This is a genomic window from Streptomyces sp. NPDC127038 (genome assembly GCF_042725875.1).
Lineage (GTDB): Bacteria > Actinomycetota > Actinomycetes > Streptomycetales > Streptomycetaceae > Streptomyces.
On the sequence record NZ_JBHXDQ010000084.1, the window covers coordinates 21,061 to 34,724 of the forward strand.

Here is a 13,664-nt window from a genome sequence, read left to right on the forward strand (position 1 = left end):
GTGATCGCAGTCTTCTGGAGGGGGCACGGATGGCGACGCTCGGCATGCACCGGGACTTTCTGATGCAGTTCGCCGCGCTGGAGAAGCCCGTCCAGAAACGTGTCTTCGAGGTGTTCGAGAAGTTCGCGGCGGCCACACACGCGGGACTGCACCTGGAAAAGCTCACGCACCAGCAGGACCCGCGGCTGCGGACCATCCGTATCACCGACTTCTGGCGCGGAGTCGTCCTCAAGGCGGAGTCGGGCGACAGCTATCTGCTGCTCAAGGTGCTCCCGCACGACAAGGCCAACGACTGGGCCGCCAAGCACCGGGCGTCGGTGAACGAGGCCACCCAGGGCATCGAGATACGCAACGACGTGGCGCTGGAGCGGGCCACGGCAGGGCTGAGGGCGCTGGCCGCCGACGAGCCGTCCCGGCTGTTCCCCGCCTCCGAGTATCCGGACAAGGTGCTGCGCAGCCTCGGGGTGGACGAGGAGATCCTGCCGATCATCCGGCTGGTTCCCGACGAGGCCCACCTGGAGGCGCTGCACAAGGTGCTTCCCGAGCAGCAGTACGACGTGCTCCTCGGGCTGGCGACCGGAATGAAGCCCGAGGAGATCGACCGCGAGCTCGTGCAGGCGTACGCCCGGGCCGCCGTGCAGGGCTCCCCGGCCTCTCAGGACGACGAGCTGGGCACGGCCATGGCCCGCTCGCGCGGCCGTATCGCCCTCGTCTCCGGAGCCGACGAGCTGCTGGAGATCCTGCAGCGCCCCTTCGACGCGTGGCGGGTCTTCCTTCATCCGAGCCAGTACCGGGTGGCCTACCAGGAGAGTTACGCCGGGTCGGCGCGCGTCACCGGCGGACCGGGTACCGGCAAGACGGTCGTCGCGCTGCACCGGGCGTACCACCTGGCGCGGCGCCTTCCCGCCGACGCTCCCGACGGCTGCGTACTGCTGACGACCTACACGAAGGACCTGGCCGCCGAACTCCAGCGCTGCATGGAGCTGTTGATCACGGAGGAAGAGGTCCGCGCGCGGATCCGGGTGGTGAACGTCGACGCCCTGGCCAACGAGGTCGTCCGCGCGGACCGCGGTGGCGCACCACTGAAGCTGGTCTTCGACCAGAAGGAGATCACCGCCCGGTGGGCACGGATCGCCCGGCGGCTGGACCTCGGCCTCACCGACGTCTTCCTGGACCAGGAGTGGCGGCACGTCGTCCTCGCCCACGCCGTCGCCACTCCCGAGGAATATCTGAAGGTGCAGCGGACCGGCCGCGGCAGCGGGCTCGGGCCGCTGAAACGGCTTCAGGTGTGGCGTGCCGTGTCCGCTTTCGAGGAACAGCTGCGCCAGGCCGGGGAGTGGACCTTCCTGCAGGTGTGCGCCGAGGCCGCGCGCGTCCTGGACGGACGCGGCGAGCGGCCCTTCCGGCACGTGGTGGTCGACGAGGCTCAGGACCTCCACCCCGCCCAATGGCGTTTCCTGCGTGCCCTCGTCGGGCCCGGCGCCGACGACCTGTTCCTCTCCGGAGACACTCACCAGCGCATCTACGGCAACCGGGTGTCGCTTCGCTCGCTCGGCGTCGAAGTCGTCGGACGCTCGTACCGGCTTCGCGTCAACTACCGCACCACACAGGAGATCCTTGCCTGGTCCACCGCGCTGCTGACCGGCGAGAAGCCCGACGACATGGACGAAGGGAAGGAAACCCTGGCCGGTTATCGCTCCACCATGCACGGTGAACGGCCCGAGGCCTCGGGACACGCCTCGAAGCCGGAGGAGATGGCGGCGCTGGTGGACCAGGTGGAGCGCTGGACCAGCTCGGGCGTGGAGCTGGAACACATCGGCATCGCGGTGCGGTTCATCCAGTTCGGGCGGGACATCGCCAAGGCCCTGGAGCACGCCGGGATCCCTGCCTTCGTCCTGGGCTCCGGGCGCGGTGGTGCAGGGGTGCGGATCGGGACCATGCACCGGATGAAGGGGCTGGAGTTCCGCTGTGTCGCCGTGGCCGGGGTGATGGACGGCACGGTTCCGATGAAGTCCGCCGTGACTCCGGTGGACGTCGACGCCCAGCAGCACCAGGAAGACCTGAACAGCGAGTTGAGCGTGCTGTTCGTGGCCTGCACCCGGGCGCGCGAGGCGCTGCGGGTGTCCTGGCACGGGACGTCGAGCCCGTTCCTGGCACCTGTCGTCGAGGGCCCGCGTCGATAGCGGCGGTGTTTGCCTGTGGGGGCCCGACTGCCCATGGACCCCCACACCCGATGGGCACGTCAGAGCGTGTCGGGACCGTCGTCCATCATGCGGCGGGCCTCGGCCAGGGCAGCGGTGTGCGCGAACCACTCCAGCACCGCGCAGATCTCCTCGCCGTGTCCGGTGAAGACCTCCAGCGGGAAGGACGGACGCAGGTCCAGTTTGGCCTCGGCCAGGTCGATGCCCTCGATGCCGTTCAGCCGGGTCATCAGCTCGCGGCGCAGCGGCTCGTCGTCGAACGGGGGGCGTCGCTTCAAGTACTGGAAGACCACTTCGACGGTTCCCGCGACCGGGTAGATCCCCAGCGGCCAGAGCGCACGAGCGGTGTCGCTCGCGGCGCCGAACCGCACCATCGGGAAACAACTGGTCTCGTCGGCCCGGCCGTAGGCGAGGTGGCCTCCCTGCTGTTCCCAGAAGCGCAGCACGCCGAGGACGCCCCGCACGGTCTCCTCGGTCTGGTTGTCGCGGAGTTGCGCCTCGAACCGGTCGGCCGTCGTCTGCTGCTCGGCGTCGGCCGGCGCGGACGGGTCGGCCTCGTCGGCGGTGTCCCGGCCGAGCAGGGCCGCCAGATCGGCGGTGGTCAGCCGATGGGAGCGGCGGGCCCGTCCCATGTCGTCGAAGGGGACACCCTCCGCCTCCAGCCGGGTTCGCGCGTCGCCGGACTCCTTGCCGTCCGCCCATCGGAAGCCCGCCGAGACACGGCCGTCCGCGGTGAGCACGCGATGGGCGCCGTGCACGTTCGTCTTGGTCGCCAGGTGCTGACCCACGGGGACGGCATGGGTCCCGATGAGCCCGGCGACATCACCGTACGTCGTCCATGTACCGGCCGGCATGGCGAGGAGCGCGGCCCGGAGCTCCTTCCAGCCGGCCCACTCGTCCTCCGCCTGGACGACTCCCTCGGCGGGCCCGGGCCACAACCGCACGGCCTTGTCCGCCAGTTCGTCGGCGCGGGCCAGGATCTCCGTCCTCCCCCACCGTTCCTCGGCGGCGATCCGCTGGTTCATGCGCAGGGCGCTGGCGTCGAGGATCTCCTGCTTGCGGCGGAAAGGGTGGTTCGACAGGCGCGCGTTGTCGGCGGAAAGGGTGAGGTTGCCCAGGGTGTGGACGAGCAGGGCGTGCAGTTCGTCCGGGCTCTGGCCGTCCTCGGCGTCCTCGGCGAGAAGGTCGTACCACTGCTGGGCCGGGTTCTGCGGAAGCACGTGCTCGACGGTGAGGGAGGCCTTGGCATAGTCGACGGGCTCGCTGCCGTCGTAGCTCTCCTCCAGCCGGCGCAGCACCTGGAACCGCTGGTTGCCGCGGCCCGCCTTGTAGAAGGGGCGGCTGCGGACCGCCTCGCGCAGCGCTTCGTCGCCGGGCCATACACGTGGCCCCGTCCTGTTCCGGGACAGGAAACGGCGTACGGCGTCCGCCGGGTCGTCGTCCTTCTCCACTTCCCTGGGCATCTCCATGAAGACCCGGTTGTTGCCCGTGGTGGACAGACCCGCCAGGAGGCGGCGCACCATGTAGCTCTCGGCGTAGGCCAGCGCCCGAGCGGCCTGGAGGGGCGTGGCCCGTCCGTCGTCGACGCGGTCGAGCAGCTGGAGCGCCAGCGGGTAGTGGGTCTGGCCGCCCCAGCGGGACAGCCGCTCCAGGACCTCGCGCAGCTCCGGGTCCGGCTCCCGCCGGGGATCCAGGATGCGCATCAGGCGTTCGGCACGCCGGGCGAGGGAGGCGATCTCGGCCTCCAGCGCCGCCTCGTCGTTGCTCAGCGGTTCCAGGCGCTTCTTCTGGTCCCGGTAGATCTCGCTCTGTTTGGCGCGGCTGTTGCCGGCCACGACCAGGTCCAGCCAGACGAGCAGTTCGAGGTTGTCGGGACCGAGGAGTTCCTGCATGGGCAGCCAGTGGTTGCGGTAGACGGACTCGCCGCGGGTCCGCAGGCACATGAAGAGGTAGTTGCGCAGCAGGTCGCTCTGGCGGAGACCGACACCGGTGTTGTTGATGGATTCGAAGATGCGGTAGACGTTGTCGCCTTCGGCCGCGGTGATCTCGACGATGGACAGCAGACTGCTCAGCACGGTCTCGACCGCGCCCGTCCACTCCTCGGGACCGTTCTCCTCGCCCTCCGTGAGGACGGCCAGGAAGAAGCGGTAGGCGGCACCCACGTTGCCGGGGCCACCGGCTTTCGGGGTGTTCTCCACGCAGGCGACGAAGGCCTCGCGGTCCGCCTGCGTCGGCAGCAGCCGGTAGTGGTCGTCGCCGTTGCGGTACCTGTTGACGAGCACCAGGTCGTGGATGCGGTCCGCGTCCCGCTCCGCGCCGCGCTGCCGGTATCGGTCGCGCAGCGCGGTGAGGGCCAGCATGAGGGTGGTGAGCCGCTGCTGACCGTCGACGACGAGCCAGCGCTGCATGCCTCCCGCGGTGATCCGCCCCGGGGCGAGCACCACGGAGCCGAGGAAGTGGGTCGCGGGGGTCCTGCCCTCCAGTTGCTCGTCGACCAGCTCCACCACGTCGTCCCAGAGCTGTCGCAGCTCGTCCTGCTGCCAGCTGTAGGTGCGCTGGTAGAGCGGCACCTGAAACTGCTTCTCTCCCTGGACGAGCTCCTTGAAGGTGGTCTCCTGAGCGTGCACGCGCCTCTCCCCCACTGTCTGCCGGACCGGCTCATGCGCCCGTCGGAAGGAGATGACCCCCGCCCGGCTCGATCACCAGCGGCGACACTATCGGCCGCGCCGCGGCGCGCACACCTCGTTCGCCCGCCTCGGTGACGTCACGGGTGACAGCGGGGGCCGGCTCTACTCCGCGCACGTCTCCCGGAGTTCGATCTTCCGTACCTTGCCCGAGACCGTCATCGGGAAGGTCTCCAGGATCCGGAGGCGGCTCGGGATCTTGTAGTGGGCCAGTCTGCCCTCGCAGTAGGCGCGCAGCTCGTCCAGCGTGAGGGGGTCCGCCGGGTCGCGGGGGATGACGCAGGCGAGCACCTCCTCGCCGTAGCGCTCGTGCGGGACGCCGACCACCTGGACGTCGGCGATCTTCGGGTGGGCGTACAGGAACTCCTCGATCTCGCGCGGGTAGATGTTCTCGCCGCCCCGGATGATCATGTCCTTGATGCGGCCGACGATCTCGACGTAGCCGTCCTCGCGCATCACGGCCAGGTCGCCCGTGTGCATCCAGCGCCCCGCGTCGACGGCCTCGGCGGTCTTCTCCGGTTCGTTCCAGTAGCCGAGCATCACGCTGTAGCCGCGGGTGCACAGTTCGCCCGCGGTGCCGCGCGGCCGGGTCACCCCGTCCACCGGGTCGACGACCTTCACCTCCAGGTGCGGCAGGACCCGGCCTACGGTGCCCGTGCGGTGTTCGAGGTCGTCGTCGCGGCGGGTCTGGAGCGAGACGGGCGAGGTCTCCGTCATGCCGTAGCAGATGGAGACCTCCTCCATGTGCATCTCGGCGACCACCCGTTTCATCACCTCGACCGGGCACGGCGAGCCCGCCATGATGCCGGTGCGCAGGGTGGACAGGTCGTACGAGGCGAAGTCGGGGAGGTTCAGCTCCGCGATGAACATGGTCGGTACGCCGTAGAGCGAGGTGCACCGCTCCTGCTGGACGGCCCTGAGCGTGGCCGCCGGGTCGAACGACGGGGCCGGGACGACGATGCACGCGCCGTGCGAGGTGGCGGCCAGGTTTCCCATCACCATGCCGAAGCAGTGGTAGAAGGGCACCGGGACGCAGACCCGGTCCTGCTCCGAGTAAGCGATCAACTCCCCGACGAAATAGCCGTTGTTGAGGATGTTGTGGTGGGAGAGCGTGGCTCCCTTGGGGAAGCCCGTGGTGCCCGAGGTGTACTGGATGTTGATCGGGTCGTCGCAGGACAGTTCGCTCCCCCGGGCCCGCAACTCCTCGTACAGATCGGGGGTTCCGCGCCGCAGCAGCGCGTCCCAGCCGGGGTCGCCGATGTACACGGTCTCCCTCAACCGCGGGCATCTGCCGCGGACTTCCTCGACCATCGCCCGGTAGTCGCTGCTCTTGTGGCTCAGGGAGGCGAAGAGCAGCGAGATCCCGGCCTGGTTCAGGACGTACTCGACCTCGTGGGTGCGGTAGGCGGGGTTGATGTTCACCATGACCGCGCCGACGCGGGCGGTGGCGTACTGGACGAGCACCCATTCGGGGCAGTTGACCGCCCAGATGCCCACCCGGTCGCCCTTGGCGACGCCGGAGGCGAGCAGCGCGCACGCCAACTCGTCCACGGCCACGCCGAATTGCGCGTAGGTCCAGCGCCGGCCCGAGGGCACGTCGACCAGCGCCTCCCGCTCCGGCCAGGCGGCGACGGCCCGGTCGAGGTTCGCCCCGATGGTGTCACCGAGCAGCGCGGTGCCGCCCGTCCCGTGCGCGTACGACAGTTCGGTCACCGGAAGTCCTCCTCGCGGTACTCGGCGTCCGAGCCGGCGGCCGTGGCCTCGCGCAGCTCGATCCGGCGGATCTTGCCGGAGACGGTCTTGGGCAGTTCGCCGAACTCCAGCCGGCGGATGCGCTTGTACGGCGAGAGGACCGAACGCGCGTGCTCGAAGAGGATCTTGGCGGTGTCGGGTCCCGGCTCGTACCCGGCGGCGAGGACGACGTAGGCCTTCGGGACGGCGAGGCGCAGTTCGTCGGGGGCGGGGACGACGGCGGCCTCGGCGACCGCCTCGTGCTCCAGGAGCGCGCTCTCCAGCTCGAACGGCGAGATCTTGTAGTCGGAGGCCTTGAACACGTCGTCGGCGCGGCCCACGTAGGTGATGTAGCCGTCGTCGTCGCGCGAGCCGATGTCCCCGGTGCGGTAGTAGCCGCCCGCCATGGCCTCGGCCGTACGGTCGGGGTCGCCGTGGTAGCCGGTCATCAGGCCCACCGGGCGCTCCGACAGGTCGAGGCAGATCTCGCCCTCCGAGGCGCCGGGCGCGCCCGAGACCGGATCGAGCAGTTCGACCCGGAAGCCGGGGCTGGGACGGCCCATGGAGCCGGTCTTGAGCTGCTGGCCCGGGCTGTTGGACACCTGGACGGCGGTCTCCGTCTGGCCGAAGCCGTCCCGGATGGTGACGTCCCAGGCGCGCCTGACCTGCTCGATGACCTCGGGGTTCAGCGGTTCGCCCGCGGCGACGACCTCGCGCGGCGGGGTCCGCAGCTGGCCGAGGTCGGCCTGGATGAGCATGCGCCACACGGTCGGCGGGGCGCAGAAGGTGGTCACCCCGGCCCGGTCCATCTCGGCCATCAGCCGGCCCGCGTCGAAGCGGGTGTAGTTGTAGAGGAAGACGGTCGCCTCGGCGTTCCAGGGCGCGAAGAGGTTGGACCAGGCGTGCTTGGCCCAGCCGGGTGAGGAGATGTTCAGGTGCACGTCCCCGGGCCGGAGCCCGATCCAGTACATGGTGGCCAGGTGGCCGATCGGGTACGAGACGTGGGTGTGCTCCACCAGCTTGGGCCGGGCGGTGGTGCCCGAGGTGAAGTAGAGCATCAGGGGGTCGTCGGCGTGGGTGGGGCCGTCGGGCTCGAAGGCGGCACCGGCGGAGGCCGTCTCCTCGTACGCGTGCCAGCCGGGGCGGGCGCCACCGACCGCGATCCGGGTGTAGTCCCCGGGCACGGCGTCGAACTTGGCGGTGTCCTCGGACCGTACGAGGACGTGCCGCACCCGGCCGCGCTCGACCCGGTCGGCCAGGTCGGCGGGGCCGAGCAGCGGGGTGGCCGGGATGACGACGGCGCGCAGTTTCATCGCGGCGAGCGCCGTCTCCCACAGCTCGACCTGGTTGCCGAGCATGACGAGGACGCGGTCCTCGGCCCGTACGCCCCGCTCGCGCAGCCAGTTCGCCACCCGGTCGGAGCGCTCGGACATCGCCGCGAAGGAGACCTCGACACGTTCGCCGTCCTCCTCCACGATGTGAAGGGCGGTGCGGTCGTTGTCCCGCGCGATGGCGTCGAACCAGTCGAGGGCCCAGTTGAAGTGCTCCGGGCGGGGCCAGCTGAAGCCCTCGTAGGCCCTGGTGTAGTCCGCACGGTGCTCCAGCAGGAAGTCCCGTGCGGCACGGAACTCCTCCGCCCTGCCCGTTGTCGCCGTCATGTGTCCTCCTCGTTGCCGGACCGCCGCCTACCATCGTGTATTCCGTGATGCAGGTCTCACCACCCCCGAACGGGGGGTGCCCCGCGATGAAGGGACGAGCAGGTGGCGGCGGACACGGCGGAGTCGGTGGAAGTGCGGGCCGCACTGGTGCGGCTGCGGCGTGCCACGGGGCTGCCCGTGGCCTTCGGCGGGCTGGTCGACCCCGGTGGCCGGCTGGTGCGCATCAGCGAGCTGAGCGGCACGGCGACCCCCGCGCTGAGCGCGCTCGCGGTGTCCTCGGGCAACGGTCTGGGCGGCAAGGCGGTGGCCCTCGCCCGGCCGTGCGCGGTGAGCGACTACGAGGCCTCGCGGCAGATCAGCCACGAGTACGACACGGCGGTGGCGACGGAGGGGCTGTGTTCGGTCCTCGCGGTTCCGGTGGTGGTACGGCGCCGGGTGCGCGGTGTGCTGTACGGGGCCCTGCGGACGGCCCAGCCGCTGGGCGACCGCACGCTGGGAGCGGCCGTCGAGGCGGCCCGGGACGTGGAGCAGGCCCTGGTCGTCCGGGACGCGGCCCGCGAACTGCTGGGCGCCGTCCGCGAGCCGGGCCCGGGGCGGGGCGCGGCGGGCGAGGCGGCCTGGGAGGAGGTGCGCGAGGCGCACGGGACGCTGCGGGCGCTGGCGCCGCGGATCGCCGACCCGGGACTGCGGGCCGAGCTGCTGTCCGTGTGCGGCCGGCTGGCCGGGGCGACCGCTCCGCCGCAGCGGGTGCCGCGGGACGTGGGGCTGTCTCCGCGCGAGGTGGACGTGCTCGCCTGTGTCGCGGCGGGGGCGACGAACGCGGCCGCGGCCGAGCGGCTCGGGCTGCGTCCGGAGACGGTGAAGGGGTATCTGCGGTCGGCGATGCGCAGACTCGGCGCGCACACCCGTCTGGAGGCCGTCGTCGCCGCGCGCCGGGCCGGGGTGCTGCCCTAGCGCGCCGGGCCGGGGGGTGCCGCCCTGGCGCGCCGGGCCGGGGTGGCGCCCTGGCACACGGATCGCTTCGGCACCCTTCATTCAATCGTCCGGACCGCGAAATGACGTATGTGCAACATCTGTTATTTCCCTCACCACCCGGACTGTCCGAAATTCAAAGAGACCTTGCCTAATATTGGCCAGGACACGACACACGAGGGGAGCGGTGACCGTGCGAGGGGACTTCAAGGAACCTGCCCGACCGCGCCCCGAGCTGGTCATCGGCCGGGAGGAACTCTTCGCGGGGGCACGCGAGCAGCTCTCCGGCGGTGGCAGTGTGCTCGTGCACGGACCGGCGGGAATAGGAAAGTCGACCGTCCTGCGGGCGCTGGCCGCCGAATGCGCCGAATCGGCGCGGACCGTCTTGCGTTGCTCGGCCACCGAGTCCGAATCCCATCTCCCCTTCCTCGCGCTGGCCGACCTCCTCGGACTGGTCGTCGACGAGATAGCCGACCGGCTGCCCGCCCCCCAGCGCACCGCCCTTGAGTCGGCGCTCACCGGGCGCGGCGAGTCCACCCTCCAGCGCGACGGCCTGGCCCTGCGGCTCGCCGTCCTCTCGGCGTTCCGCGCCCTGGCCGCGCGGGGGCCCGTGCTGATCGTCGCGGACGACCTCCAGTGGCTCGACCCGGCCAGCGCCGAACTCCTCGGCTTCGCCGCCCGCAGGCTGGGCGGCACACCGGTGCGCATGCTGTGCGCGGTCCGTACGGAGACCGAGCCCCAGGCCCAGGACCACGACCGTTTCCTGCGCGCGACCGTGCCCGACACCCTGGCCCTGCGACTGGCCCCGCTGGCCCGGGCCCAGGTGGCCGAACTCCTCGTGCAGCGCGGCTACACCGGACTGCCCCGCTCCACCGTGCGCGACATCCACCGCACCAGCGGCGGCAATCCGCTCTTCGCGCTGGAGCTCGGCCGCGCCCTCGCCGAGTCGCCGACCCGGCCGAGTCCCGGCGAGCCGCTCCCCGTGCCGACGTCGCTGCGCGCGCTCGTCCTCAGCAGGCTGGACATGCTGTCCGCCGAGGCCCGCCGCACCCTGCTGGTCGCGAGCGCGGGAGCCCGCCCGACCCTGGCGCTGCTGCACGCCGCCGGCCGGGAGAACGCGGAGGCGGAGACCGCCTCGGCCGCCGCACTCGGACTGCTGGCCATCGAACGCGACACCCCCGGAATCCGGTTCGCGCACCCCCTCGTCTCGGCCGCCCTGTACGCGGAGGCCGACGCCCAGGAGCGGCGCGCCGCCCACTCCGCCCTGTCCCGCGCGGCCTCCGACCCCATCGAGCGGGCCCGCCACCTGGCGCTGGCCACCACCGGCACGGACCCCGCGGTCGCCGCCCGGCTCGGCGAGGCGGCCGCCGCCGCCCGCGACCGCGGCGCCCCCTCCGTCGCCGTCGGGCTCGGACTGCTCGCCGCCCGCCACACACCGGCGGACACCAGGCCCAGCTCCGACGAACGGCGTCTTCAGGCCGCGGAGGACGCCCTGACCGCCGGGGAGACGGACCTCGCCCGGGACATCGCCCGCCAGGTACTGGCACGAGCAACCGCCGCCGCCGACCGGGTCCGCGCCTGGATGGTCGTCGTCGACTCGGCCGGCCAGGCCATGGCCGAGATCGACGCCGTCTTCCCGCAGGCCCTCGCCGACGCGGGCGACGACCCCGGGCTCGTCGCCCTCGTCCGCTACCAGCTCGGCTGGCGTGCCCTGCTGATGGACGGCGAGATGACCAAGGCCCGCGAGGAGGCGGCCCGCTCCGCGCGGCTGGCGGCCCGGGCCGGGGACCGGCGCACCGAACTCCTCGCGCTCGGCTTCCAGGCGCAGATGGAGACCCTGATGGGCCACCCGGACGCCCCCGCGACCATCCAGCGGGCGATGCGCGAACCGCAGGACCCGCGGGTCGCCTGCGACCACAACGGCGCCGGCGCCGCCCGTTTCCGCTGGCTCATCATGGGCGACCGGCTCGCCGAGGCCCGTACGGCCATCACCGCGCTGCTGCGCGAGGTGCAGCGGCGCGGGATGGTCGAGAGCGAACTGCACTTCCTGCGCGGCCTCGCCGAGACCGAACTGCGCTCCGGTCACTGCGGCCGCGCCCTCGACCTGGCCCGGGAGAGCCTGCGGCTGGCCCGCGACACCGGCATCGGCGAGGCGGCCACCGCCATGTTCACCTCGCTCGCCGAGGCGGCCGGCGGTGACGTGGACCGGGCGCTCGCGCTCGCCCACGAGGCCGTGGACCGCGCCGAGGAGGACGGCGACATGGTGTACCTCTCGCGTGCCCTGGGCGCCCTCGGGCACGCCGAACTGGTCGCCGGGGACGCGTCGGGGGCGGTCCGCTCGCTGCGCCGGGTCCGGGAGCTGGAGGAGGCGCTCGGCGTCATCGACCCGGCCCGCGGCCGATGGCACGGTGACCTCGCCGAGGCCCTGGTCAGGATCGGCGAGACCGCGGAGGCGCAGGACGTCATCGACGTGACCCGGCGGCGCGCGCTCCGGCTGGAACGCGAGAGCGTGCTCGCCGTGCTCGACCGCGCCGAGGCGCTGGTCCGGGCCGCGCGCGGGGAACAGGGGCCCGCGGAGCGCCAGTTGGCCTCCGCCCAGGACCGTCTCGGCAAGCTGGGCTACGGACTGGAGGAGGCCAGGGCCGCGTACGCCCTGGCCGGGCTGCGCACCCTCCCCACGGGCCCGGGCCCGGGCCTCCGGGCGGGAGGCACCTCCGTACCGGGACCCACCGCGTACGACGAGGCGGCCCGGCTGTTCCGCCGGTGCCGTGCGCTGCCCTGGCTGCGGCAGGTGGAGTCGGCGGCCGCGCTCCCGCCGGCCGCGCCGCCCCTGGCCCCCACCGCGCTCGACACCCTCGCGGCCACCGAACGCCAGGTCGCCGCCCTGGTCATGGAGGGCGCCACCAACCGCGAGATCGCGGGGCGCCTGTTCATCAGCGTCAAGACCGTGGAGGCCACGCTCACCCGGGTGTACCGGAAGCTGGGGATCCGCTCGCGCGTCGACATCGTCCGGCTGGCCGCGGAGCGCAGGCCCGACTGACGCTCCGCCGGGACCACTCCCCGGACGGACGGCGCGACTTCGCGGACACGCCCCGGGGAGAAGCGGCCGGACCGGTGAGACTGCGGGCCACAACGGTGACGCTCCGGCCCGCGGCGATAGAGCCCGGGGCCGGAGCGGTATGGCTGCTGGGTGACTCCTTCGGGTGAACGTGCGCCGGACATGCGGGGCCCCCGGGCCGGGATCAACCGGACGGCGCCCCCGTCAAACACGGCCCGCGCCGTGCAAGGGTTTTCCCTCCCCCGTCCCCACTAGGGGGTTCCCTCATTGGGAGAGAGCGGTCACACCCCCTAGCGTGTGGGCGTGCCGTTCGCTCGGGTCCGCGACACCCCAACCAGGGGCGCCGTGACTCCCCCCACACACACCCGTGCGTCCCCCCACCGGCAACTTTCAAGGAGACCGATGTTCGGGCTCAACCGCGTCAAGAAAAGCGTCGCCGTGTGTGCGGCGACCGCCGCAGCAGCCACGACCACGCTGCTCGGCGCCCACTCCGCCGCCGCCGCTCCCCAGCCCATCGTCGGCGGCACGACGACCACGACGAGCACGTACCCGTTCATGATGCAGATCACCGACGCCAGGCAGAACCAGTTCTGCGGCGGCACGCTCGTCGCCGCCGACAAGGTCGTGACCGCCGCCCACTGCATGTCGGGCGAGACGACCGACAGCATCCGTGTGGTGGGCGGGAGGACGTACCTCAACGGCACGGACGGCACCGTCAGCAAGGTCGGCAGGATCTGGATCAACCCCGACTACACCGACGCCACCGACGGCGACGACGTGGCCGTACTGACCCTGTCCACACCGATGCCCTACAACCCGGCGCCCTACGTGGCCGGCTCGGACACCGGCCTGTACGCGGCCGGCACCACGGCCCGCATCGTGGGCTGGGGCACCACCTCGGAGAACGGCACCTCCTCCAACCAGCTGCGGACCGCGACCGTCCCGATCGTGTCCGACTCCAGCTGCGCGAGCTCGTACGGCAAGAACTACGTGGCCTCCGACATGGTCTGCGCCGGATACACCGCCGGCGGCGTGGACACCTGTCAGGGCGACAGCGGCGGCCCGCTGCTCATCGGCGGGGTGCTGGCCGGCATCACGTCCTGGGGCGAGGGCTGCGCCGAGGCCGGCTACCCGGGTGTCTACACCCGTCTGACGACGTTCTCCAGCCTGGTGACCGATCAGGTCAACTCGTAGGAGACAAAGATTTCCTGAGTACCCCTCAGGTGAAAGCCGAGGGGCGGGGGGGGGGGGGGGGGCCCCCCCCCGCCCCCCCCCCCCCCCCCCCCCCCGGGCCCCCCCCCCCCCCCCCCCCCGCGGCCACCCCCCGCCCGCCGCCCCCCCCCCCCCCGCCCGCCCCCCG

The 13,664-nt window shown here is 72.2% G+C and carries 7 protein-coding genes; 4 read left to right on the plus strand and 3 right to left on the minus strand.

Annotated elements, in window-relative coordinates; translation table 11 throughout:
- Positions 1-29: 29 nt before the first annotated feature.
- Complete coding sequence (locus ACFWI4_RS36820; RefSeq protein WP_387205468.1) at positions 30-2,183, plus strand: 3'-5' exonuclease; 2,154 nt, start codon at positions 30-32, stop codon at positions 2,181-2,183.
- 59 nt (positions 2,184-2,242) lie between these two features.
- On the opposite strand, the gene ACFWI4_RS36825 is transcribed toward ACFWI4_RS36820, so the two are convergent.
- The 3 genes from ACFWI4_RS36825 to ACFWI4_RS36835 form a co-directional block, all read right to left on the minus strand.
- Positions 2,243-4,828 carry a DUF262 domain-containing protein gene (locus tag ACFWI4_RS36825; RefSeq protein WP_387205470.1) on the minus strand — a complete coding sequence of 862 codons (2,586 nt, stop codon included), beginning with the start codon at positions 4,826-4,828 and terminating at the stop codon, positions 2,243-2,245.
- A gap of 162 nt (positions 4,829-4,990) precedes the next feature.
- Positions 4,991-6,598: an AMP-binding protein gene (locus tag ACFWI4_RS36830; RefSeq protein ID WP_387205472.1), complete on the minus strand. Its 1,608-nt coding sequence runs from the start codon at positions 6,596-6,598 to the stop codon at positions 4,991-4,993.
- A complete protein-coding gene (locus tag ACFWI4_RS36835; protein WP_387205474.1) occupies positions 6,595-8,274 on the minus strand; it encodes an AMP-binding protein in 1,680 nt (559 codons plus the stop codon). The genes ACFWI4_RS36830 and ACFWI4_RS36835 overlap by 4 nt, the downstream gene beginning before the upstream one ends.
- Positions 8,275-8,376: 102 nt before the next feature.
- Here ACFWI4_RS36835 and ACFWI4_RS36840 point away from each other — a divergent pair, with 102 nt between their 5' ends.
- The 3 genes from ACFWI4_RS36840 to ACFWI4_RS36850 all read left to right on the plus strand — a co-directional run bounded on the left by ACFWI4_RS36840 (position 8,377) and on the right by ACFWI4_RS36850 (position 13,498).
- Positions 8,377-9,228 carry a response regulator transcription factor gene (locus tag ACFWI4_RS36840; RefSeq protein ID WP_387205476.1) on the plus strand — a complete coding sequence of 284 codons (852 nt, stop codon included), beginning with the start codon at positions 8,377-8,379 and terminating at the stop codon, positions 9,226-9,228.
- Positions 9,229-9,433: 205 nt separating this feature from the next.
- Positions 9,434-12,286: an AAA family ATPase gene (locus ACFWI4_RS36845; protein ID WP_387205478.1), complete on the plus strand. Its 2,853-nt coding sequence runs from the start codon at positions 9,434-9,436 to the stop codon at positions 12,284-12,286.
- A gap of 420 nt (positions 12,287-12,706) precedes the next feature.
- Entirely contained in the window at positions 12,707-13,498 is a 792-nt protein-coding gene (locus tag ACFWI4_RS36850; RefSeq protein WP_387205480.1) for a S1 family peptidase, read from the plus strand.
- Positions 13,499-13,664: the final 166 nt, after the last annotated feature.